Source organism: Moritella sp. 24, from assembly GCF_018219155.1.
In the GTDB taxonomy this organism is placed as follows: Bacteria; Pseudomonadota; Gammaproteobacteria; order Enterobacterales; family Moritellaceae; genus Moritella.
On record NZ_CP056123.1, the window covers coordinates 2,318,223 to 2,341,829 of the forward strand.

Consider the following 23,607-nt stretch of genomic DNA (forward strand, 5'->3'; position numbering starts at 1 on the left):
TTCTAAAAATGATTAATGAAACCTTAGTTGAGCTATCCCGCTGGCAATTCGCCATCACAGCTCTATTTCACTTCCTATTTGTACCATTAACAATCGGTATGACTTGGATCCTGTTTATCATGGAAGCGGTATACGTGATGACAGGACGTATTATCTACCGTGATATGACTAAATTCTGGGGTAAGCTCTTTGCGATTAACTTCGCGATTGGTGTTGCAACAGGTTTAACCATGGAATTTGAGTTCGGGACCAACTGGTCATATTACTCTCATTATGTTGGTGATGTTTTCGGTGCACCACTCGCGATTGAAGGTTTGATGGCATTCTTCCTCGAATCAACCTTCGTTGGTATGTTCTTACTCGGTTGGGATAGATTAAGTAAGCGACAGCATTTAGCCGCAACTTTCTTAATGGCACTTGGTACTAACTTATCTGCAATGTGGATCTTAGTAGCAAACGGCTGGATGCAAAATCCTGTCGGTAGTGAATTTAACTATGCAACAATGCGTATGGAAATGGTGAGCTTTGCTGAACTCGTTTTCAACCCTGTTGCACAAGTTAAATTCATTCATACAGTAGCCGCAGGTTATGTTGCTGGTGCGATGTTTGTAATGAGTATCAGTAGTTACTACCTACTAAAAGGTCGTGATGTTGCATTTGCTAAACGTTCATTCTCTGTTGCATCAGGTTTTGGTGTTGCTGCTATCTGTTCTGTTTTATTACTGGGTGATGAATCTGGTTATGAAGTAGGTGAAGTACAGCGTGTTAAACTTGCCGCAATTGAAGCTGAGTTCCATACCGAGCCTGCTCCAGCAGCGTTTACTTTAGTTGGTTTACCAAATGAAGAAACTATGGAAACTGATTATGCAATCAAAATCCCTTATGCACTTGGTCTTATCGCGACTCGTTCGTTAGACGGTCAAGTAACTGGTATTAGTGATCTTAAGAAAGAACATGAAGCACGTATTCGTGAAGGTATGATCGCTTATGACTACTTACAGAAACTACGTGGTGGTGAAGAAACCCCTGAAAACATTGCTAGTTTCAACGAATATAAAGATGACTTAGGCTATGGTTTACTATTAAAACGCTATACCGATAATGTTATTGATGCCACTGAAGAACAGATCCAGATGGCTGTTGAAGATTCAATTCCACCTGTAGCACCTATGTTCTGGGCATTCCGAATCATGGTTGGTAGCGGTATTGTGATGTTTGGCTTATTTATCTTAGCCTTCTACTTTAATGCGCGTCGTCAAATTGAACAAAAGCGTTGGTTATTAAAAGCAATTTTATTCGCCCTACCTCTACCTTGGATTGCAATCGAAACTGGCTGGTTTGTAGCAGAAGTTGGTCGTCAACCTTGGGCTATTAGTGAAATCTTACCGACATTTATGGCGACATCTAGCCTAGAAGCAAGCTCTGTACTGTTTACTATGATCGCATTCATTGTTGTTTATGCCATCTTATTCTGTATCGAAATGTGGTTAATGGTTAAGTTTGCGAAAATTGGTCCAAGCTCGCTCCATACTGGTCGCTACCATTTTGAGCAAGAAGAACAGCAAGCATCACCACAATTACGTCAAGACAAATACTAAGGGCTTAGATTATGTTTGATTATGAAAGCTTAAAACTTATCTGGTGGTTAATCATCGGAATATTGCTTATCGGTTTTGCAGTTACCGATGGGATGGATATGGGCGTTGGTGGTTTACTGCCATTCGTTGCTAAAGATGATACTGAGCGCCGAGTTGTAATCAATACGATTGCAGCGCACTGGGACGGTAACCAAGTTTGGTTGATCACAGCAGGTGCATCTTTATTTGCTGCTTGGCCTATGGTTTACGCTACAGCATTTAGTGGTTTCTACTTTGCCATGATGCTAACGCTGTTCTGCTTGTTCTTACGTCCACTTGGTTTTGATTACCGTAGTAAGATTGATTCACCAAAATGGCGCTACAACTGGGATAAAGCCTTATTTGTTGGCAGCATGGTACCAACATTAGTATTTGGTGTTGCGTTTGGTAACCTACTTCAAGGTGTTCCATTTAGCTTTGATGAGTTCATGCGTGTAACATATACAGGTTCATTCTTTGCATTATTCAACCCGTTTGCATTATTGAGCGGTGTAGTGAGCGTATCTATGGTGCTAATGCATGGTGCGACTTGGTTATCAATGCGTACTGATGAAGATGTTGCTGCGCGTTCAGCAAAAGCAGCGCAAATATTTGCAGCGGTACTCGTTGTTAGCTTTAGCCTTGCAGGTCTTATGATCGCAACGTCAATTGATGGCTTTATCATTCAAAGCACAATTGACCCAATGGCACTTGCACAGCCAACAACAAAAATTGTAACGACAGAAACTGGTGCTTGGTTAAATAACTTTAACAGCATGCCAGTACTTTGGTTATTACCTGCTACGGGTATTGTTATGGCGATTATTGCTGGTCTGCTTGCACGCTTTAAGCCAGGTGGTTTCGCGTTTACTGCAAGTGCATTGTCAATTGCTGGCGTAATTTTAACTATGGGTGTATCTATGTTCCCATTTGTTATGCCATCAAGCAGTGTGCCTAACCACAGCCTAACGCTATGGGATACGGTATCAAGTGAAGGCACGTTAAACCTAATGTTGATGGTTGTTGCCGTGTTCTTGCCTCTTATTCTTTGTTACACCATTTGGTGTTATAGCAAGATGTGGAGAACGGTAACACGCTCAGAAATTGAAAATAACAATCATTCATCTTATTAAGGAGTAAACCATGTGGTATTTCAGTTGGATTCTAGGTGTTTTGCTGGCAGTTTCACTCGGTATCATTAATGTAATGTGGTACGAAATGGAACAGCACACGGATAACGTGGCAAAAGATCAAGATGATCAAGATAACCAAAACAATAAAAAATAAGGACTAAGCTCTGCGCCCAAGGATGGGCGTCTGTTTCTATAACCTCCAATTTCAGGGTTTATTCATTAAATACTCCTCCAATTTCAGGCGATCAAATGACAGAATCAGTTAAGACCGATTACACACAAAAAGAACGTTTAACATGGCTTAAAAGCCAACGAACACACGCTCAAGGTCGATTGAGTAAAGCCATCGCATTGGGCTCCTTAAATGGCATATTGATGATAGTTCAAATGGCCGTATTGGCTGGCATCATCAACGAAATCATATTCTCAAACAAAGCACTAGCAGAAATAACCCCGCTCTTATTTGGCTTAGGTGCCATCATTATTTTTCGTACTGTACTTGGTTACATCAGTGAACGATACAGTCGACATGCAGCCATGCTGATCAAAGTGTCAATTAGACAACAATTATTGCAACACTTATTTGCAATGGGTCCAGCAAAAACGAATACTATTGGCAGTGCCAAAATAGCCCATTTACTTCATCAAGGCGTTGATTCACTAGAAGATTACTTTTCAGGATACCTACCTATTGTCGCTTATTGCTCAGTGATCCCGAGTGCAATCCTATTCGCCGTATTCCCGATGGATTGGCGCTCCGGTTTAGTACTGATGTTAACTGCGCCTATGGTGCCTATGTTTATGATCATCATTGGCCATAAAGCCCATGACTTAAACCAGAAACATTGGACCAAGCTGTTACGAATGAGTAGCCATTTTCTTGATATTATTCAAGGTCTAACACAACTAAAAATATTCAATGCGTCACGCCAAGAGATGGCCGCAGTGAAAACCATCAGTGAAGATTATGGTAATCAAACCATGAACATCCTTAAAGTGGCTTTTCTATCTTCATTTATGTTGGAGTTTTTAGCCTCTATCGCCATTGCACTTGTGGCGGTGATTTTAGGGTTTAGACTTTACTATGGGGGCGTTGATTATCTATTAGCACTTTGGGTATTACTGCTTGCACCCGAATTCTATTTGCCCTTTAGACAATTAGGCACACAATATCACGCAAAAATGGCTGGTGTTACCGCAGCCCAAGACATGATAGAAATATTGCATACACCCATTAAAACAGATCAACAAGATACCCAGTTCAACGCACCTTTTAATATTGAACTGAGTAATGTGAACTTTACTTACCCTGGTCGAAAAAATACCCTCGATAATATTAACCTTACACTGTCAGATCATGGACTTTACGCCCTGATCGGTGAAAGTGGTGCAGGTAAATCAACATTGATTGACACCCTACTCGGTTTTGTCACCCCCGATACTGGTGATATGACAATTAATGGTCTTAAACATACTCCGGCAGAACGTGATTCATGGTTAAGTAACTGTGGCTGGATTGCACAGCAAGGACACGTATTCTATGGCAGCCTTGGTTTTAATATCGCATTAACAGAAGATTACGATCAAGACAAAATACAGCAAGTATTAACCAGTGTTGGATTATCGGATTTTGTATCTCAACTTAAAGAAGGTTTAAAGACACACGTTGGAGAAGGCGGTGTCGGTATTTCAGGTGGTCAATCACAACGTCTTGCACTTGCTCGCGCTTTCTATCACCAACCAGATGTGTTGATTCTTGACGAACCAAGCAGTCACCTAGACAAAGATACCGAACAAATTGTCAGTGATGCGATCGCCGAATACGCCAAAGATCATTTAGTCATCGTGATTGCTCATCGCCTACATACGGTCATCGATGCAAAACAAATTATTGTATTAGAACAAGGTCAAATTGTTGAACAAGGTACACATGGGGAGTTATTAGCGCTGAATGGCAGTTATGCCGACACCATAAATATTGATAAGGAGGTTAACGCATGATCCCACTCATTCGATTAATAAAACTGCTTAAGCCACAGTTACCTTTGATGCTACTCGGTACATTTCTCTCGATCATAACTGTACTAGCAAACATTGGCTTATTAGCTATTTCAGGTTGGTTTATTACAATTATGGCAATGGCTGGACTTGCAGGTGTTACAGCAAATTATTTCACGCCAGCTGCAATCATCCGATTCCTCGCGATTGTACGTACAGCAGGTAGATACGCTGAGCGCTTATTAACGCATAAAGCAACATTCAATACGCTTGCGGCATTACGTTACTATTTCTATACACGACTAGAGCCATTATTACCTTACTATCGTGTTAACTTTAAATCTGCGGATATCTTAGCGCGATTACAGCAAGATATTGACGAACTTGATAACTTTTATCTCAGAGTATTACTACCTGTATTACTCGCAGTTTGTAGTATTCCAATTGTTGGCTGGGCTGTTAGCTTTATTTCATTACAGCTTTCACTCGTCATTGTGGCGGCGCTCATTATTGTCGGTTTTGTTCTGCCTATTTTTATTTTGTTTTTAAGTAAGCAGCGTGCGCAGCAACAAGCCCGCCTGTCGAGTGAACTCAAAATTGAATTAGTTGATGGTATGTCGTCAATGCGTGAATTACTTGTTTACCAAATCGCGCAAAAATATCAACAATCCGTCAATCGTTTATCAGAGGGTTACCATCAAGCTGAGTTACATTTGCATCGCATACATGCCTTAGCAACTGCCCTCACCTTTTTAACCATTAATGTTACTGTGTTTGCGAGCTTTTACATACTTGTTCCTCTGGTTCAAACCGGCGAGTTACAAGCTGAATTTGTAGCCAGCTCTGCGTTACTTATCTTAGTTTGCTTTGAAACAGTAGTAAATATGCCACTCGCCTGTCAAATATTACCAAAAGTACATGACAGCGCCGCAAGATTATTTGAAATCATAGACAAGCCAATTCCTGATGTGGGTGGTGAACATATGGTTACAACCGGCCCTATTAAATTCAATAACTTAAATTTCGCTTATCCAGATGGTTCGCAAAATGTATTACACGACATCAACCTTACGGTCGAACCGGGAGAGAAAGTCGCGATTATTGGTGCTAGTGGCGCAGGAAAGACAACATTAGTGAATCTGTTAATGGGATTTTGGCCTATTTCAAACGTCAGCTCAGTACCAGCGATTACAATCAACAATCTTGATCTAAATGCGCTAAATACAGAGTCATTACGTGAACACATCACGTTGATGAGTCAGAACAGCCATTTGTTCCATGCCACCATTGGTGACAACCTGCGGTTAGCAAATCCAGACGTCACAGAAGAACAAATGCGAGAGGTTTGTACGACTGTTGGATTAATTAGCTTTATTGATGAACTGGAAAATGGTTTTAGCACTTGGTTAGGTGAAACGGGTTCTGGTTTATCGGGCGGTCAAAAGCAGCGCTTAAGTTTGGCACAAGCATTATTACGAAATGCGAAAGTAATTACGTTAGATGAACCAACGAAAGGGCTAGATAGGAAGAGTGAAAAAACAATCATCACGAATCTATTCCAACTACTTGAAGAGTCTCAACAAAGTTTAATTTTAATTACGCATAAGCCATTGATGTTACAAAAAATGGATAAGATCATCGTCATGGATGAAGGGCGCATCATTGCCCAAGGTGATCATGATAATTTAATGGAAACGAATGACTACTATCGTAAATTACTGAATTATTTCTAAGTCGTTAACATTCAAGATATTAACCGCATAATTCAATTGTAAAAAATGGGTAGTACATTTATATGTGCTACCCATTTTTATATGTCATTTTTTACTAAGATGACAAAGCAACGTCTGTGAGTTAAATCTAATTAGCCTTTGGGGCTTCACTCACTAATCCTTTATCACTCAAGTATAAATATAAATCATCAACACGTTCTTTATTCACACCAAAATCTGACTTTCCATATCGAGAAGCAGATCTTACAGCAATAATGCCATTTTGTTCACGCAGGTGCAGTTCAAAATCATCAACGAAACGCATAAAAGTACTCGTACTTTCAACATACAGATAGTCTTTCAACTCTCTCACAATCACCATGTTGCTTTTCGATTCTAAATACAGTTTGATTTCAGCCCAAACTACTTCTGAATTCGCTTCTAATTTAAATGCAGGTACATAATGACGCTCATCTAAACTATCACTAGATACACAGTTGGCCGAATCTGGGCAAGGCGCTAATTTTGAATTAACAACACCTATGTTATTAGGACGAGCACCTGTACATGCTGTTAACACTAGGCCACAAGTGAGTATGAATGTAGAACGGGTAAATACACGAGATGTAAGCATTTTAATCCTTTAAGCTAGTATCTATTGACGTAATTTAACCATAAATTAGCGAAACAGCAAGTACTTATCTAACGCTAAGCACCTGCTATTATATTCTTTATAATATTATGACTTCGCTGATTTTTCAGCATATTCATCATCACTGTAATACCCATAGTAATAATCAGAATCTGCGACACCGCTTGTATTAACATGGTTCATCACAATACCAACGACATTCGCATCGACTTTAGTCAGTCGGCGAATACCATTTTGGACCAACCGAACACGCGTTGCCTCGCTTTTAATAACGTAAATAATAGCGTCGGTATGTAACGAAATAATCAATGAATCACTAACGGCCTGTATCGGTGGCGTATCAATGATGATGCGGTTATATGACTGTCGTAAACTCTCTAATAGCTGTTTAAAACGTTTTGAAGATAACAATTCTTGTGCATTTTTAGGTGTAGGACCACACGCCATCACATGTATACCGGATTCATTATCGACCGTTATACAATCAGCTAAATTGGCTTCACCCGTAATGACTTGCGCTAAACCAGGTTTCTCTTTTGGTATATTGAAGTTGTTCGCTAAACTCGGTTTACGCATATCAGCATCAATCAGTATCGTCTTTTCAATCTGACCTAAAGAAAAGGCAATATTTGTCGATGTTGTTGATTTACCTTCATTCGGTTGTGACGAAATAATGCCAATAATCTGATTAACCCGTGTTCCCTGTGCTAACAGAAAGCTGGTACGTAAGGTTCGCACTGATTCAGAGAACTGACGCCCCTCCTCATTGAAAAAATAATGTAGATCGAGATCGTGATGTCGTTTTCTGGCGATCTTAGGTAACACACCTAAAACAGGTAAATCTAATTTTGATTCTATATCACCCACCGAATTAAAACTGTCGGTAAAGTAGTCTTTTATCAATAAGTAAGTAATGTGCATCATCATGGTTAATACAAACACCACAATAACAACAACTTTAGTACTAATCGTAATGGGTTTATTGGGCGCTGTTGCTCGGTCTGTAAAACGGGCAACTGCAGCATTAAAATCACTGGTTAACGCCGTTTCTTTTGAACGTTCTAAAAAGGTATTGTAAAGTTTACGATTAGTTTCTACGTCTCTCACTAATTTCTGGTATTCGTTATCTTTACCAAGAATATCCTGAAACTCCATTTGGATATTTTTGTATTCTCTCTCTAGTTCCGTTACGTTGTTTTGCTTTGTTTTAAGGTCGCGATCTAGCCCCGTGACCAGTTTAGAAATTTGCGTTGTAAGGTGTTTATTCACCGTATATAGCTCCGACCTCGCAGCGATCAGTTCTGGATGTTTACGGCCATATACTTGTGATAGTTCTGATACTTTTAATTTAGCTTTTACCTTAAGTGTTTTAATATTTTGAATCACAGGGTGAGATGTTATTTCAGGTATTGATTCTAATTTTTCTAGATTCTTAACACCAAATTCATTAACTGCCCTGACAATACTACGTAATTGATTCACTTCGTTTTTAGCTTCAATTAATTGAAACGACGTTTGCTCAAGTTCATTACTCACTAATCCAGTTAACCCTCGACCACCACGCTCTTGTAAATCGATGATGTTCTCGTCTTTCCGGTATGCTTGCAATCGACTTTCTGAAGCATCTAAGCTTTGTCGTAAGCCTTCGAGCCTTTTCGTTAACCAGTGCGCGGCATTTTGGTTTATAGATGATTTAACATCAAGATCTTGCGCGATATAAGCTTCACCAACTGCATTCGCGATCATGGCAGAAAGAACAGGGTCTTCACTATCAAACGACAGCTTAACAAGTTGCGTTTTTCTGATTGGCGTGACAATTAAGTTTTTTGAAAACTGTCTTAATCGTGCTGTTTTCTCCTTTTGACTTTCAAGCTCTTCACCACTGCCATTTTCTATTTGAGAAATACCGTGAATATAACCGACGCCAATATTTTCAGTGAATTCACTATCAAAGTTATTAACAATGAACGATTTGAGTGATGGCACCGAGTCTAAAATATAATTAATCAATTTATCACGTGTACTTTCACTTTTTTGAAACGAAGGCTGCTGTTGTAAGCTTAATCGTTCAAATACAGTTTCCGCAATTGAGTTGGATTTCAAAATTTCAAACTGGGTAAGATAATACTCTTTCCTATTTGAATCTGATCCTTGTACGGAGTCAAATGCAACAGCCTTTGCTTGATCGGCTTCAATGAGTAAAGTTGCCGACGCTCGGTATATCGGTGCTTTTTTTGATAAATACAGCCCTGCACACATAGAGACGATGACAGCAACAATAAGAATTCGCCATTTATACCGTTGGATCACATGCCAATGGGGGGAAGGCAAATCAATCTCTTTAGTGAACGACGATTTATTGAGATTCTGTTCAAGTTTATCCATTAGAAAAACCTTTGCTTAATCAAAATTGTATCACCAGCATTAACTTTAAAGGTTAAGCTTACGTTAATTTTCGTATTCTTCTTTTTCTCTTTGAATAGATAGATTTTGTCTTTCGAAGCTCGCTCAGTTAACCCGCCAGCTAACGCAATGGCTTGATTAATCGTTAAACCCGGTTGATAAGGGTAGCCTCCCGGTTGCTTTACTTCACCATGGATATAAAAAGGACGGTACTCGACAACATGTACATAAACATTAGGATTAACGAGATAATCACCTTTTAAGCCTCTATATATCAGTTTTTCGACTTGCTTAACCGTTAAACCAGTCAGTTTAATCTCACCAAAGAAAGGGTAATTAATTTGTCCGCTATTACTCAGTAATGTTTCTACCGTCAAATCTTTTTGTCCGAAGACTTTAATTTCAACTTTATCTCCAGGGCCTAATAAATAAGAGCCACTCGCAAATGCAGATACTTGGACAAAAACAAATAACAAACCAATTATGATACTTTTCATCATCTAATCCTTAAAGCGTTAATGTAAAACTAGCGCCAACAACATTTTTATCATATTCATATATTAAATCTGTTGAGGTATTTCGATCCCATAACCCAAACAGTGCAATAGCAATATTCTCAGTCATGTCATAATTAAATTTGAGGTTATAACCATACACATCATCAACACGGGCTATACCACTGTAATCTTCTTGATATTTATAAACCCCTAACTTGGTATAAAAATACGATGTCCAGTTATGCTTGAAATTAATTTTATATTTTGTTTCAAGTATATAGTCACCATCCATATCTGGGTCCTTTGTTGCTTGCGATGTTGAAAATGACATTTTTGAGTATGTTAGCGGACGCCATTCACCACCCACCTTCCAACTAAAACCGGTAAAGTCGTCACGACGAGCATCATCAAACTCTTTAGCCTGTGCGCCCAGTTTAATAAAACCGCTGACGATAGAAGACGCTTTCCATTGCATACCGACAAATGCACTATAAACGTCAGAATCACGATTAAACTCACCAGGTTGATTATAATCGTAAGCAATCGTTTCTGCACTTACCTCAAAAAATGCATCGGTATGCGCTCTCGTTGAATAAAAAAATGTAGATCCGAGAGACAATGAATCATAGTTACTTCTTCGTGTTATCGTTTCGAAATTACTGTATTCTTTTTCATAAAATGCAAGTTCAAAAGCAATACGACCTTTCGTTTGCATCGCACCATACTCATAACCTACAGAAAATGTATTTTTGTTGTATGTGATAGGCTCATCAGTCAATTCAAAGTTTTGCTCTGTGATGCCAGTACCTCGCTGCTCAGTTAACCATTGGCCCTTCAATAGTAAATCAAAACGATGGGTATCATTTGGCTCTAAATGAACCTTAAACCCTAAAAGACCATCGGTATAACTATCCTTTGATGATGCTTCATAAATTCCTTTTTCAGCTTCAAGAGCAAGGCTATAACTATTGATTCCATCATCTTTTGTAAAGTTAACAGCGGGTATCACGGTAATAATCGAACTGCTCGTTGTATTGCTTTCTTCATTATGAATGTTGTCATCATGTACAACGCCCACTTCTAAGGAAGGCTTAACAAATAATCCATTTTCTGTAATATACGCGTCTTGCGTTAAGGCGAATGCGCTATTACTCACTAACACTAAGCTAAACCAAACAACACGCGGATTAAATGCGTTAACAGTGGTTTGGTCCATGTCTTTATTAGTCCTATTTTCTGTCATGTCTACCTCTCCAATTACTAATACGTATCTTCACTTTTTAAGCAGGTTGTTACGGTTAGCATCAGAATTTTCAAGTCGAACCAAATTGACCATTGCAAAATATAATAAAGATCAAACTCAACACGTTTTTGCATTTTATCTAATGTATCCGTTTCACCTCTCCAACCACTGACTTGCGCCCAGCCTGTTATACCTGGTTTTACATGATGTCGTAACATATAAAACTGAATCAATTTTCGGTATTCTTCGTTGTGCGATACAGCATGAGGACGGGGTCCAACAACAGACATATCACCCAGTAATACATTAAAAAACTGAGGAAGTTCATCAAGAGAGGTTCGACGTAAAAATGCACCAAAGGGGGTCACACGCTTATCGTCTCGTGTGGTCTGCGTTACTTCCCCATCGGATTCCATCACCGTCATACTTCTAAATTTAAAGACCGAAATTTTTTCACCGTGTAATCCATAACGACTTTGCTTAAACAGTACTGGACCTGCTGATGTAAGCTTAAGTATGATAGCAATAAGAATGTAAACAGGAGAAAGTAACGTGATTGCTAAAAGGCTTACAACAATATCTTCAAATCGTTTCAACCATATTTTAGAGCCTAAATAAGGAGATTCAAAAATACTCAGCGCATCAATTTTGCCGACATGAGTAACACGCCCGTGCATTACCTCTGATAACATGAATACAGGCACGACATAAACATCAACAGTGGTGTCTGACAATAAATTAATAATCTCAGCAATGCGTTTTTCAGCAGATATGGGTAATGTAATAAACAATACATCGATGCCGCCATTTTTAGCTTCAAGGATCGCGTCCGAAATATTGCTAGTTATAGTTAAATTATCAGGTAAACGATCCGCGTCACGGTCATCAAAAAAACCAACAAAATCAAACCCTAACTCATCACAGCTACTAATTTCATTATACAAATTAGCGCCTGTTGATGTTGCGCCTAAAATGGCCATTTTTTGTAGATTAATACCTAATTTACAACGTAATACAGACCATTGATACTTAAGGATTCTCCATGTAAAACAAGATAAAAACGAGGCTAAGAACCAGACGTTTAAAATATCGCTTGGAAATGCAAAAGATGACTTTAACCATATTCCAATCGCGGTTAATACTAAAAATGACGATATAAAAACAGCTGTAACTGTCATTAGAACCGTAATAAATCGTCCTACTCGCCATGATTGATATAAATTTAACGCTTCAGCAATATACAAAATAACAATCAAGGTCGTTAGTGCAATAATAATATAATCCTGTGTCATTCTAAGGTTATAGCTATGAATAACAATCATTAAAGAAAATGTCACACAACTTAAATCTAAAAAACGATAGACAAAAGAATAATCCGAAGAACTTACCTTAAACGTATTAACAGGTTTCAAAATACGATTCCTTAACAAATTTAAAGTAGACTCATTTTATAAAAAAATGAACTACAGAGCTAAATAAAATCTGCTCATCCAATGAATATGTCATTGATAATCCATTAAGTACTCCACATAAATAATTACTATTAACGTGAAATATAAAACACTTACTAAATATAGCAGTGATTTATTTTATGGCCGGAATACAGGGGGTTTTTAGTGAGAAGTTTATATAAAATAATATGTTACAATTGATAAAAACAAATACTATTGATTAACACCAAATATTATTAATCTTAAACTATAATGTTAAAATGTTAGAGCTAGTTAAAGGGTCTATATGTTCATCACATCTTTTCATCATTTTCGTGGCTTTGCTATATTAATTATTATTTCAGCTCATGTTCATGTTGGTAGTATAGAGAGTGACAACCCCATATTTACCAATTTAGTGTCAGGTTCAACCGCATTATTTGTATTTATTAGTGGTTACTTGTTTCAACATTTACAAAAAAATAAATTCAATTATCCTTTGTATTTAAATCGTAAGTTTAAATACGTCATTCTTCCTTATTTAATATGTTCAACACCTGCAATTATTGACATCGCTATTTCGGGTAATTTCCACCCTTTATTTGGTGACGTAGGTGTTTTAGAAGGCAGCATGTTAAATATATTAACAGGGAGGCATGTGACTGCATACTGGTATATACCATTTGCTTTTTTACTTTTTATAAGCGCACCAATCATTGTTATTTTTTCACAACTAAATAGCAAAAAACAATTACTGATATTGTCAGCACTGTCAGTCTTAGCGATATTCGCTCACAGACCTATCGGGGGGTTAAATCCATTCCATTCATTTATTTATTACATTCCTTTCTACTTATTTGGTATTTATTCTGTAGTAAACAAAAAATTAATAAAAACAATCGGTAGATTTAATTTATTGTTTTTATTAATAGCACTATTACTTGCTTATTTTCAATCAAGTATTATGGGTATTGTCGGTAGTAGCCATAAAGACCTGTTTACCTTTTCCGGTGTAGATGTCATGTATATACAAAAAATGTCATTACTGCTCTTTATTATCACCTCTCTGCCCCACTTGGAACACATCAACGCAAAACCATTGTCATTCTTTGCTAATATTTCTTTCTCGCTATATTTCATTCATGGATACGTATTAGTACTTCTATCGAAGATATCAATTAACAGTATTTTATTAAATCATGGGTTAAGTGATGTCACTGCGACATTAATAAAATACACATTAGTCGTTATTATCAGTTCCATGTTATCAGTCATAATAATTAAAGTACTCGGAAATAAAAGCCGTTACGTCATCGGAAGTTGATTAGCAAACAATGTTCACTTTAAAAACTTTTTATTTAAAATGAAAACAAACACCAAAATACACATTAAAAACAATACAGGGTTAATCACATTAATAAAACTATCTATATAGTTAAACGCACTTGTTGGTGGCTGTTCATCTGAAATAAATAGCATATTTACACTGCTAATTAAAACCAAGCATGACAACACCATAAATGACTTTATGCTTCTAATTTTAAATACGTAATAGTGCAAAACATAAAAACATTGAAAATAATTAATACTAAAAGCAACAACAAGACTAAAACATAATATCTGCATATCTCCCATATAGATGCCAAATATGATTGCAGAAACATTCACTATCGATGAGAAAATACCACAATAAAACATCTCTTTTGTGGCTCCCATCGCTTGATATAGGCCACCCGTTGAACTCAATACCATTTGAACAGGAATAGAAATAGCGAGTATTTTTAATAAGCTACTAACAGGCAGCCACTGTGACCCAAATAGAATAAAAATAATATCATCCGCATACCAAAACATAATCGTCGCCGTCAATAATCCGAGTACAGCCAACTTATAGGCAAGCTGATAGTAAGTCGTAAAGATCACCCCAGGTTCATGCTTGTATCGAGTCAATACTGGCTGTAAGGCCGGTGTGATTGCAAAGGTAAAAAGCTGAAGTGGATAACGCATAATTTGATATATTTTCTCATAAAAGCCAACACTCACAACGCCAAAATATTTAGCTACCAATATCGTATCTAAATTCCTCGAGAAAAAATTAAGTATATTGAAACCAAGTTGGAACTTAGCAATCGCTAGCAATGGCAATATACTCGATATTTTAGCACCTACTTTAGCCTGTCCGATCTCAGTTTTAGAGGAATAATAAAAGTAAAAAACAAAGCGTGCTATCGGCGTAATTAACAATTTTATTGCTAGTGCTATCACGCCTAAGTCAAATAAGTACAAAGTGACGCACGTTATTAATGCTATTATTTCAGCAAATATTTCGGCTTTACCAATCACAATAAATTGCGTGTCTTTTTGTAATGACGCGAGAGGTAGCATTGCGATCGCTGAAAAAAATACGCTAAGCGCCAACACATACGTTAATAGGTTAACATTATTTAAATCGAGCCAACTCGCTAATAAAGGCGTGAGATAAGAAAACAGTAAAGATAACGTAATACCAATAATTAATGTGGCGGTAAAAATACCATTACGCTGTTCCGGCGAAATTACATCTTGATGTATAATCGCAGGACCTAATCCTGATGTTGCTAATAACTGGAAGAAAAGAATAAGTACTTGTAGCGCCGCTAACGTACCAAAATCTGCAGGCGTAAATAGCCTAGCTAAAATTGCGAGTGATATTATTTGTAAAACATAAAGTGAGTATTTTCCGATTAAACTATGAAAAATACTTTTATTTAACTCTTTCTCTATTTTACTCATAATAACGATGACCTATTTATAATAGACAGTTACTTTAATAGTTAATAAAATAACTTGTTTATATTTTATCTAGCGTACGTTCTCTAACGAGGTACACACCTGATGATATAATAATTGCCACCATTAAAAACCAGGCCATGTTCGCGTCCCTGAATATACTTGATTCAGTGACATTTTGTAAAATAGGAAGAATGAGTGCTGCACAGAAATATTTATTGTTAGCGTTCCACATCGAAATAATAAGGAACAAAAATATAAATAACGAACCAACATAACCAAACTGTAATAATAACTGCAAGTAACCATTATGAGCGGAGGATATATATTGAAGAAAACTGTATTTATTATCTAATACAAACGGTATAACACCGACTTCAAAGTAACTACCATAACCATATCCCAATGTTATTTTATCAAAAAAACCCAAATCATAATATAAAGCATCCCAGATAATACCTCGCCCGGTAAAAAAATCAGCATCTACATATAATGCAACATGCTGGTAATCATTAGTGAGATGACTTATTCCTGGTATAAAGACAAACACACTAAAGAAAGCAACGGATAAAATACACATTAACGTTTTAATTTTAAACACACTAAGCTGTATAATTAAAAAATAGCTGATACACAGCACGATACTTGTTTTACTTTGTGTTAATAGCAGCAATACAAATAGAAAACCCAGTGATAAAGTTAATGACTGGCTTTCAATTTCAAACGATTTAATCCACATATGACTGATGACAATAAGAACGGCTAGGTTAATACCCATCGTATTTTTAGATTTTAAATAACCCGCTAAATTATAACTTTCATTAAATCCTGCCCCTGAAATAATGGCGAATAACACCATCACAATGCATATAACTATCGTCGCTTTAAGGTTAATCTCAATGCTTTTATGGTAGATAGCAAAACACAACGAAAGTGATACAGATATACAGAACAACACCTGAAATATAGACCTTTTCATTGCAATTGAAGGATAGTTCGACCAACTCGCACTTAACAAGGCGATGATACAAACCACCAGCAAAATCATCATTTTATTAATCACTACAGGTTTGAATCTATTTATCCCTTGGTTTACTAAGAATCGGAATGAAAAGAACAGAAATAAAAATATCCAAAATAATTGTTTAAACATATTACTGCCAGCCAAACCGTCCGTAACAGCATCAAGTTCGTGGTCCATCATACTAATTTTATTCGAAAAATCAGGTGTGAATATGCCAAGACAAAACAGTAATATGAAGAATAGACCGTATTTTTCAATCCAAATAATAATATTCATATGAATCCAATTAAATGATTATAAAGTGCCATAAATAACAATTATATCTCGTCGTCATTTCGATTAATTCATTATAAATATGATATTAGACGTCAGCTACAGTTCTGCCATTAATTGATATGCCAATGTCAGTGAGATGCTCTATCATTAATCTAGTTATATTGCTCATGAGCAACGTCGATATGATAAATAAAGATGATAAATATAAACGTAAATTGTTAGTCATTATTACTACACTCATCATTTCAACATTTAGCACCACATCCCTTATAGCCGGCACAATAAATCCTATAAGTAGCTGTACTAAGATTATATCTAAGAATAATAAATCGCATCTAGACTCTACGTTTACCACGCTTAAACACGCGTTAAAAAAGTATATTGAAGGTGATATTATTTGCCTTGCTGATAAATATCAGCCTGCTATCACAATTGACAACTTCGACAGTGGCGCAAAACCATTAACAATCCGCCCACTACATTATCTTGGTAGTATCATCAAAAGCAGACATTATGTTGGCACGGGTATCACAATAAGAAATTCGAGAGGGATTATTGTTGAAGGTTTAATTGTTACTGGCGGTTTAAGTGCCATATTAATACAGGATTCTTCTGACATATCACTGCTATCCAATCGTGTTTTTAATACCGGTAACCAAGCAATTTCAGTTAAACCTCGCCATCATGGCGGTAGCAACTACCTCATTAAAGACAACATCATATTTAACACAGGAATGCTCAATCCTCGTTATGGTGAAGGTTTATATATTGGTGATGGTTCGTATACTAAAGACAAATCGAGGTTGAAAATACAATATACAGTGAGTGACGTGATGATAGAAAATAACATCATACACCACACGAGAAATGAAGCCATTGACGTCAAAGCAAATGCGTATAATGTTAAAATATTTGAAAATACAATTAATGATATTAATTTGAAATTCAACGCAGCAATAACAATTGCGACGGAGTCATCCTTCGCGCCACAGGGGGGCTACACTGTCGAAAAGAACGTCATTACCAACATAGTAAATCGCTCAGGATATCGCCCTATCGCAATTGCAGTTGGTCATGGTGATACCATCATTAAAGACAATGTCATTGTTGATGAAACAAAGAATCTGGTCGCGATATGTCTATTTACAACGTTCTTAAATCCAAAACTGAATAAAGTCACATTAGAGCATAATATGCTTATCGGTAGTGGTATTCCATTTTCCGCTAATTGCACCGGAGGAACGAAAGATAAGGCAAAAGCAGTCATCACTGTTAAATAATAAGGCTATCAAGACAACCTTATTATTTGAAATGCCTTACATCGCCTTTCTACCAAATTCGAACAGGCCCAGTATCAACATGTATAAAGCCAGATTTTGGATAATAACCTACCCCGCCCAGCTTAAGTGAGATCGCAGCTTCACGTAAATGAGAAAGTTTCACATCAGGAATCGCGATATCAATAGCCATTCCTCGCATATGATAACTCTTCGTAGCAACAGCATTACTCTTACTTGCTAACATTTGATTGGTTTTAGGGGAACGATATCCAGAAATAACATGAAACTCTTCTGATATGTTGAGCGTCTTATTTAATTGATAGAGTAACTCGTACAGACGTCTATCCATTGGTGCTGATAGATTTTGTCGGTGATCTCGTAATAACTGACTAAAACTATCAAGCGTATCCTCTTGATATAAACCATCAATCCAAAAACGTCCTTGATCACGCTCTTGTGTGTGAATATTATAAAAGCCGAGCTCCTTTACGCCTAACACACTTTGACTTGCTTGAACTTTCACTGATGCTACTGAGCATGCAGCTAACCCACCAAGACCTAATAACACTTTTCTACGTGTTGGACATACTATTGACACTATACCACCGCTGTTCACTTATCATACAGAAGCAGTAGAATGTATATGCCAATACGTATTAAATCAAGTTTTATCTCTGCAAAGCGTAAATATCATCACGGAATTGACTTAATCCACTATCATCGATCCATGCTGTCCAGTAGACCAAATGCACAGGTAAAACATCATTTAATGGGAACCATTTCGTTGTTTTACGCGTAAACTGTAATCTCGACCATAACTTTTTATTATCCACCATGCTATCCGCAATCCAACTGGCCAACTCATTTACTTTTTCGACTCGGATACACCCCGAAGATAATGCTCTATTCGCATTGTTAAATAATTTGGGATTCGTCGTATCGTGTAAGTAGACACTAAAGTTATTAGGAAAATAGAATTTATATCGGCCAAGTGCATTGTTCGTTCCAGGCATTTGCTCTAGACGATAGGGAAATTGTCCACTTGCAAGTTGTTGCCATTCTTCAGGTGACTTTTCAATCTTTTGATTTTTATAATTAAACACATTAAAGTTTCGCTGTTCAAAAAAATCACCATTACGTTTTACCTTAGGCAGTAAATCATCCTCTAAAATACTGCGAGGCACACGCCAGCTAGGATTGATGACCATACTTTTTATTTCACTCGTTAAGATGGGGGTTGGTTTTTTGGGCTTACCAACAATAACGCGAGAACGAAGTGTAACCTCACCATGATCAGTGAGTAATAGTTCATATGCAGGAATATTGATCAACAGATAACGTGCACCAATATTCGCCATAAAATCCATTTTTTGAGACATATTTTGGACAAGTAATTCAGATCGGCGATTTGGATTAATATTCAACCATCTTAATGTATCAACACCAATAACAGCATCAGGGGTTAAGCCATGACGGCGTTGGAAGCGACGCACCGCACTTGCTATTTCATTCGTATACACATTAGACAATTGTATTGGGGCATCACTGTCACCGAGCAATATTAATCGAGAGTGGATATCATGAATGACTGGATTTCGATCACCGACATGTAACAATCGAGGTAACTTTATTTCATCCCAACTATATTGAGATGAGAGCCAATTCAGATAGCTTGCACGACTCGAAAATTGCAGCTCACTTTCGGATATAGGCACAGTCGTATTGTAATTTTCGGTGGGGAGTAAACTATCAGGCTGTAAATCATCATGACTTACATACGTGTAGTGATCGTCTATGATCTCGCTTGCACTTTGTGACTCATCAATCGTTGAACCAACAATTGAAACTTGATGTAACGGTAAAGCAGAAGCGCTGTGGCAATAAAACAACACCATCGTTAATAATGATGGCATTAGTTTATTATTTCCAGTCGTATTTTGCGTTACACATTTTAATACCCCAGGGGGGCACCTATTAAACATGGCAATCCCTCCAGTGAATATTCATTAAGTATGGTAAATAAAATATCAACTGACCAACATATTTACCTATTTTTAGGCTAACATATCACTTTTAAATCGACGTGAAGATTATATGCAAAACAACATTACTATTTGGGTTGACGCAGATGCGTGCCCTACACCAATGAAAGAGATACTCTTTCGTGCAGCAGTGCGTGTCAAAGCCCCTTTAGTGTTAGTCGCAAACCATTGGATCCGCGTGCCTGCGTCTCCGTATATTTCGATGACGCAAGTACCTGCAGGCTTTGACGTGGCAGATGACCATATCGTCCTAAAAGTAGCAAAAGACGATCTTGTTATTACCTCTGATATTCCGCTGGCTGCAGAAGTTATCGAAAAAGGCGCACATGTGATCACTTCTCGTGGCGAAAAATATACCTTAAGCAACATTCGCCAACGCTTAAATATGCGTGACTTTATGGATACCATGCGTGCAAGTGGTGAAATGTCGGGTGGACCAGCAGCTTTAGGCGCAAAGGATAAACAAGCGTTTGGTAATGCGCTTGATCAATATCTTGCTAAATACGCGAACAAGCCATCATAATCATTAATATCAAACCTTAGGAATAGCCCGTGCAAAAAATTGCGGTGTTTGTTGATGTACAAAATATTTATTATACGACTCGTCAAAGCTATGGCCGACAGTTTAATTATCGTAAACTCTGGCAACACCTACTATTACAAGGTGATGTTGTGACAGCTTATGCTTATGCGATTGATCGTGGAGATGATCAGCAGCGTAAATTTCAAGATGCGTTGAAACATATTGGCTTTGATGTAAAGTTAAAACCCTTTATACAACGCAGTGATGGTACTGCAAAAGGTGATTGGGATGTTGGTATCACCATTGATGTGCTAGAAGTCGCAGAGTCAGTCGATACCGTTGTATTACTCTCTGGTGATGGTGATTTCTCTATACTGCTTGATACAATCAAGGATCGTCATCAAGTAAGAGCGGAGGTCTATGGTGTTCCCGCGCTCACTGCGAATGCATTAATAAACAGTGCGTCCGTCTTTAACCCTATTTATGAAGATTTCTTATTGTAAATACAGACGTCAAGATAGTCGGTGAAGCGGTAATACAAAATTAAGGTCACCTCATTATTCACGTTTTTTCGACATCGACAGTGATAATTTTTCGATTTACTCACTCTCGATGATGACAGAATATCAAACATGAATAACAAATATATTAAATTTGCTTGCGTCGGTGGCATCGGTTTTGTCGTCGATTTAACCGCGATGATTTTGTTCTCAACATTATTTCCATTATTCATCGCTCGACTACTCGCATTCTTTCTTGCGGTAAACAGCAACTGGTTATTAAATCGGAACTTTACCTTTAAGGCAAAACAAGCAGAACGTGAATCAAGTTTATTTCAAGAGTGGAGTAAATTTTTGTGCTCTTCCTGCTTTGGCGCTATCCCTAACCTACTTTGTTATTGGTTATTGGTTTCAGGGTTTTCACTCACAGGGAATCTAGCGGTTATCGCCATCATCCCTGGGATCGTGTTTGGTATGTTAATTAACTACTTACTTGCTGACCGTTGGGTCTTTAATCGATCATAAATGGATGATTAAAACGAAATAATCGCACTGCATCCACCAGCATCATTATTTTTTAGTTCGAGTTGCCAGTGATATTTACGACAAATATCTCTGGTAATTAATAGACCTAACCCGTGCCCACCATCATTACGTTGCTTTTTATAAAGACCAATCCCAGTATCAACAACGGCAATCGAATTATTATCAACAACAATATCCACTTCACCGCTATCTGTGCAAACAAAAGCATTTTTCAATAAATTACCCAGTAACAGTTTTAATGCAACCTCAGGCATGGTGACTATTGGTGTTTGCTTAATATCAATATTAACAACAACAGGTTTGGTATTTAGCAATGCACTGTGTGCATCAACAATTACCTGAACCTCGGCTTTATCCAACTGCCTTTGTGATACCTCCAGATCCTTCTCTGATTTTGTTAATGATAAAAGCGCATTAATGAAGTCATTCATTTCGTTCGTTGCTGTGTGTAAACGAAGTTGCTGCTTTTTAATAAACTCAGGTTCATTACTGTAGCCTAATAAATTAGTCGCACCTTTCATAACCATTAATGGTGTACGTAATTCATGGCTTGCCATACGATTGAAAGCGCGTTCTCGTTCAATTAATGCATTCTTTTGTTGCTGATTTTTATTATAGCTACTAACAAGTTGTAACAACTCTTTCGTCGCTAATCCCTCGGGCAGTTCAATATCGCTGGTATCATCAGGTGAACGTTCAGCCAGTTGCTTCGCGAATAATGAAATAGGCGCAGTTAGTCGTTCAGAGATCCGCATAACAACCAGTAACGTCACGAGCAATAGTAACAACGAGATCAGTGATTGCCATGATTGCGTCCACATGATCTCTTCTTCACCAAGTTCAAACGCAGGATCATTATGGACAACATAGATGAATTTATCATTGTTATCAGATGTCGCTAACTTCATCAAAAAGAACTCTGTTCCCAATGAGTTGTTCTGCTGAATTTCAACCGCTTCATCAATAGGAAGATAAATATTATCATCGACAAGATCAGGTAATATTTTACGATCAAGATAGCCTATCGTAAATTCATCAATTTTGAATTCACGGCCCTGAAATTGCGCTTTCGATTTTTCAATAATCGATTCTTTCTGGAGTAACAATCTATTTTGAATACTTAATTTTTCAATACTTTCGAGTGTTGAATCAAGTACCGTTGCGTGGATCATGATGATCGCAAATGCAACAATTGAAAAGTAGATGAATGTAAGTTGTTTCGCTGAACGTACTTTTGCCATTGCCTTAACCTTATTGACCTAACTTATGAGCCCGAAACCAATTGATAGCCAATCTTAGATAATGTTTTTATATAATTATGTTTAAAAGGTTTATCTACTTGATTACGTAATTGATAAATATGACTTCGCAGAATATCACCTTCAGGCTCATCTTCTCCCCAGATAGCATTAATGATTTCACCTTTAGTCACAATTTCAGGTGTGCGCATCATGAGTAGTTTCAAAATAGTGAATTGTGTCGGGTTTAACTCAAAGTTGCAGCCGTTACGTGAGGCTACATGTGTCTTTAAATCCAGAGATAATTCGTTAAAGGTTAATACTTTAGACGTGTGTTTACCACTACGACGGCGGTGTAACGCGTTAACACGTGCAGCCAAAATGTCTAAGTCGAAGGGTTTGATAAGATAATCATCAGCACCACAATCAAAGCCAGCTAAGGTATCTTCTCGTGTATCCCTCGCAGTTAACATAAGGATCGGTGTATCGAGTCCTTGCTCTCGCAATTTTTGGCAAACCGTCAACCCATCCATACGCGGCATCTGTATATCTAAAATGATTAAATCATAGTAATTGTTACTAGCGAGTTCATAACCATGCACACCATCTTGCGCATAATCCATTGTGTAGCCTTTGATCTCGAAAAAATCAAAAATGATGCCCGCGATATCTTGATGATCTTCCACTAATAATATTTTCATAAAAACTAAATCCAATTAAATTGA

General features: G+C 37.4%; 21 protein-coding genes. 10 read left to right on the forward strand and 11 right to left on the reverse strand.

Annotated elements, in window-relative coordinates; translation table 11 throughout:
* Positions 1 to 8 precede the first annotated feature (8 nt).
* The 5 genes from HWV00_RS10375 (at position 9) to cydC (ending at position 6,480) form a co-directional block, all read left to right on the forward strand.
* Positions 9 to 1,598 (forward strand): cytochrome ubiquinol oxidase subunit I, encoded by a 1,590-nt coding sequence (locus HWV00_RS10375; RefSeq protein WP_211686234.1) that lies wholly within the window; start codon positions 9 to 11, stop codon positions 1,596 to 1,598.
* An 11-nt stretch (positions 1,599 to 1,609) separates the two neighbouring features.
* Positions 1,610 to 2,749 (forward strand): cytochrome d ubiquinol oxidase subunit II, encoded by a 1,140-nt coding sequence (cydB, locus tag HWV00_RS10380; RefSeq protein ID WP_211680927.1) that lies wholly within the window; start codon positions 1,610 to 1,612, stop codon positions 2,747 to 2,749.
* A gap of 10 nt (positions 2,750 to 2,759) precedes the next feature.
* Complete coding sequence (cydX, locus tag HWV00_RS10385; RefSeq protein WP_211680929.1) at positions 2,760 to 2,903, forward strand: cytochrome bd-I oxidase subunit CydX; 144 nt, start codon at positions 2,760 to 2,762, stop codon at positions 2,901 to 2,903.
* A gap of 95 nt (positions 2,904 to 2,998) precedes the next feature.
* On the forward strand, positions 2,999 to 4,750 hold the full coding sequence (gene cydD / locus HWV00_RS10390) for a thiol reductant ABC exporter subunit CydD (RefSeq protein ID WP_211680931.1): 1,752 nt from the start codon (positions 2,999 to 3,001) through the stop codon (positions 4,748 to 4,750).
* Entirely contained in the window at positions 4,747 to 6,480 is a 1,734-nt protein-coding gene (gene cydC / locus HWV00_RS10395; protein ID WP_211680933.1) for a thiol reductant ABC exporter subunit CydC, read from the forward strand. Before cydD ends, cydC begins: the two co-directional genes overlap by 4 nt.
* A gap of 127 nt (positions 6,481 to 6,607) precedes the next feature.
* Here the strand turns inward: cydC and HWV00_RS10400 are convergent, their stop codons facing one another.
* From HWV00_RS10400 to HWV00_RS10420, 5 genes are all read right to left on the reverse strand, one after another.
* Positions 6,608 to 7,093, reverse strand: coding sequence for a DUF1499 domain-containing protein (locus HWV00_RS10400; protein WP_211680935.1), 486 nt, complete (start codon positions 7,091 to 7,093; stop codon positions 6,608 to 6,610).
* Positions 7,094 to 7,198: 105 nt separating this feature from the next.
* Positions 7,199 to 9,496: a polysaccharide biosynthesis tyrosine autokinase gene (locus tag HWV00_RS10405; protein ID WP_211680937.1), complete on the reverse strand. Its 2,298-nt coding sequence runs from the start codon at positions 9,494 to 9,496 to the stop codon at positions 7,199 to 7,201.
* Positions 9,496 to 10,014, reverse strand: a complete 519-nt coding sequence (locus HWV00_RS10410) for a polysaccharide biosynthesis/export family protein (protein WP_211680938.1) — start codon at positions 10,012 to 10,014, stop codon at positions 9,496 to 9,498. Before HWV00_RS10410 ends, HWV00_RS10405 begins: the two co-directional genes overlap by 1 nt.
* Positions 10,015 to 10,021: 7 nt before the next feature.
* Positions 10,022 to 11,254 carry an outer membrane beta-barrel protein gene (locus HWV00_RS10415; protein WP_255554474.1) on the reverse strand — a complete coding sequence of 411 codons (1,233 nt, stop codon included), beginning with the start codon at positions 11,252 to 11,254 and terminating at the stop codon, positions 10,022 to 10,024.
* Between the two features lie 17 nt (positions 11,255 to 11,271).
* A complete protein-coding gene (locus HWV00_RS10420) occupies positions 11,272 to 12,666 on the reverse strand; it encodes an undecaprenyl-phosphate glucose phosphotransferase (protein ID WP_211680940.1) in 1,395 nt (464 codons plus the stop codon).
* Between the two features lie 325 nt (positions 12,667 to 12,991).
* Here HWV00_RS10420 and HWV00_RS10425 point away from each other — a divergent pair, with 325 nt between their 5' ends.
* Positions 12,992 to 14,008 (forward strand): acyltransferase, encoded by a 1,017-nt coding sequence (locus HWV00_RS10425; protein ID WP_211680942.1) that lies wholly within the window; start codon positions 12,992 to 12,994, stop codon positions 14,006 to 14,008.
* A gap of 14 nt (positions 14,009 to 14,022) precedes the next feature.
* Here HWV00_RS10425 and HWV00_RS10430 read toward each other — a convergent pair whose 3' ends face one another.
* Together HWV00_RS10430 and HWV00_RS10435 are read right to left on the reverse strand one after the other, a co-directional pair.
* Positions 14,023 to 15,456, reverse strand: coding sequence for an oligosaccharide flippase family protein (locus HWV00_RS10430; RefSeq protein WP_211680944.1), 1,434 nt, complete (start codon positions 15,454 to 15,456; stop codon positions 14,023 to 14,025).
* A 58-nt stretch (positions 15,457 to 15,514) separates the two neighbouring features.
* On the reverse strand, positions 15,515 to 16,753 hold the full coding sequence (locus HWV00_RS10435) for an O-antigen ligase (RefSeq protein ID WP_211680946.1): 1,239 nt from the start codon (positions 16,751 to 16,753) through the stop codon (positions 15,515 to 15,517).
* A gap of 182 nt (positions 16,754 to 16,935) precedes the next feature.
* On the opposite strand from HWV00_RS10435, the gene HWV00_RS10440 reads away from it, so the two are divergent.
* The gene (locus HWV00_RS10440; protein ID WP_211680948.1) at positions 16,936 to 18,033 is read left to right on the forward strand and encodes a right-handed parallel beta-helix repeat-containing protein; all 1,098 of its coding nucleotides are present in this window, start codon (positions 16,936 to 16,938) and stop codon (positions 18,031 to 18,033) included.
* 49 nt (positions 18,034 to 18,082) lie between these two features.
* Here HWV00_RS10440 and HWV00_RS10445 read toward each other — a convergent pair whose 3' ends face one another.
* On the reverse strand, positions 18,083 to 18,631 hold the full coding sequence (locus HWV00_RS10445) for a DUF882 domain-containing protein (RefSeq protein ID WP_211680950.1): 549 nt from the start codon (positions 18,629 to 18,631) through the stop codon (positions 18,083 to 18,085).
* A 70-nt stretch (positions 18,632 to 18,701) separates the two neighbouring features.
* The gene (locus HWV00_RS10450; protein ID WP_255554478.1) at positions 18,702 to 19,946 is read right to left on the reverse strand and encodes a L,D-transpeptidase family protein; all 1,245 of its coding nucleotides are present in this window, start codon (positions 19,944 to 19,946) and stop codon (positions 18,702 to 18,704) included.
* A gap of 193 nt (positions 19,947 to 20,139) precedes the next feature.
* Here HWV00_RS10450 and HWV00_RS10455 point away from each other — a divergent pair, with 193 nt between their 5' ends.
* From HWV00_RS10455 to HWV00_RS10465, 3 genes are all read left to right on the forward strand, one after another.
* On the forward strand, positions 20,140 to 20,598 hold the full coding sequence (locus HWV00_RS10455) for a YaiI/YqxD family protein (RefSeq protein WP_211686499.1): 459 nt from the start codon (positions 20,140 to 20,142) through the stop codon (positions 20,596 to 20,598).
* A 29-nt stretch (positions 20,599 to 20,627) separates the two neighbouring features.
* Positions 20,628 to 21,101, forward strand: coding sequence for an NYN domain-containing protein (locus HWV00_RS10460; RefSeq protein WP_211680953.1), 474 nt, complete (start codon positions 20,628 to 20,630; stop codon positions 21,099 to 21,101).
* A 129-nt stretch (positions 21,102 to 21,230) separates the two neighbouring features.
* Positions 21,231 to 21,623: a GtrA family protein gene (locus tag HWV00_RS10465; RefSeq protein ID WP_211680955.1), complete on the forward strand. Its 393-nt coding sequence runs from the start codon at positions 21,231 to 21,233 to the stop codon at positions 21,621 to 21,623.
* A gap of 8 nt (positions 21,624 to 21,631) precedes the next feature.
* Here the strand turns inward: HWV00_RS10465 and HWV00_RS10470 are convergent, their stop codons facing one another.
* Positions 21,632 to 22,885: a HAMP domain-containing sensor histidine kinase gene (locus HWV00_RS10470; RefSeq protein ID WP_211680957.1), complete on the reverse strand. Its 1,254-nt coding sequence runs from the start codon at positions 22,883 to 22,885 to the stop codon at positions 21,632 to 21,634.
* Between the two features lie 23 nt (positions 22,886 to 22,908).
* Positions 22,909 to 23,583, reverse strand: a complete 675-nt coding sequence (locus HWV00_RS10475) for a response regulator transcription factor (protein WP_211680959.1) — start codon at positions 23,581 to 23,583, stop codon at positions 22,909 to 22,911.
* Positions 23,584 to 23,607 lie beyond the last annotated feature (24 nt).

What these genes read in the sequence shown, in the direction of transcription:
- HWV00_RS10375 (WP_211686234.1), top strand. Translation starts at nt 9, where the DNA reads ATGATTAATGAAACCTTAGTTGAGCTATCCCGCTGGCAATTCGCCATC.
- HWV00_RS10415 (WP_255554474.1), bottom strand. Translation starts at nt 11,254, where the DNA reads ATGACAGAAAATAGGACTAATAAAGACATGGACCAAACCACTGTTAAC.
- HWV00_RS10430 (WP_211680944.1), bottom strand. Translation starts at nt 15,456, where the DNA reads ATGAGTAAAATAGAGAAAGAGTTAAATAAAAGTATTTTTCATAGTTTA.
- cydD (WP_211680931.1), top strand. Translation starts at nt 2,999, where the DNA reads ATGACAGAATCAGTTAAGACCGATTACACACAAAAAGAACGTTTAACA.
- HWV00_RS10435 (WP_211680946.1), bottom strand. Translation starts at nt 16,753, where the DNA reads ATGAATATTATTATTTGGATTGAAAAATACGGTCTATTCTTCATATTA.
- cydB (WP_211680927.1), top strand. Translation starts at nt 1,610, where the DNA reads ATGTTTGATTATGAAAGCTTAAAACTTATCTGGTGGTTAATCATCGGA.
- HWV00_RS10475 (WP_211680959.1), bottom strand. Translation starts at nt 23,583, where the DNA reads ATGAAAATATTATTAGTGGAAGATCATCAAGATATCGCGGGCATCATT.
- HWV00_RS10450 (WP_255554478.1), bottom strand. Translation starts at nt 19,946, where the DNA reads ATGCCATCATTATTAACGATGGTGTTGTTTTATTGCCACAGCGCTTCT.
- HWV00_RS10465 (WP_211680955.1), top strand. Translation starts at nt 21,231, where the DNA reads ATGAATAACAAATATATTAAATTTGCTTGCGTCGGTGGCATCGGTTTT.
- cydX (WP_211680929.1), top strand. Translation starts at nt 2,760, where the DNA reads ATGTGGTATTTCAGTTGGATTCTAGGTGTTTTGCTGGCAGTTTCACTC.
- HWV00_RS10470 (WP_211680957.1), bottom strand. Translation starts at nt 22,885, where the DNA reads ATGGCAAAAGTACGTTCAGCGAAACAACTTACATTCATCTACTTTTCA.
- HWV00_RS10410 (WP_211680938.1), bottom strand. Translation starts at nt 10,014, where the DNA reads ATGATGAAAAGTATCATAATTGGTTTGTTATTTGTTTTTGTCCAAGTA.
- cydC (WP_211680933.1), top strand. Translation starts at nt 4,747, where the DNA reads ATGATCCCACTCATTCGATTAATAAAACTGCTTAAGCCACAGTTACCT.
- HWV00_RS10405 (WP_211680937.1), bottom strand. Translation starts at nt 9,496, where the DNA reads ATGGATAAACTTGAACAGAATCTCAATAAATCGTCGTTCACTAAAGAG.
- HWV00_RS10400 (WP_211680935.1), bottom strand. Translation starts at nt 7,093, where the DNA reads ATGCTTACATCTCGTGTATTTACCCGTTCTACATTCATACTCACTTGT.
- HWV00_RS10425 (WP_211680942.1), top strand. Translation starts at nt 12,992, where the DNA reads ATGTTCATCACATCTTTTCATCATTTTCGTGGCTTTGCTATATTAATT.
- HWV00_RS10440 (WP_211680948.1), top strand. Translation starts at nt 16,936, where the DNA reads ATGATAAATAAAGATGATAAATATAAACGTAAATTGTTAGTCATTATT.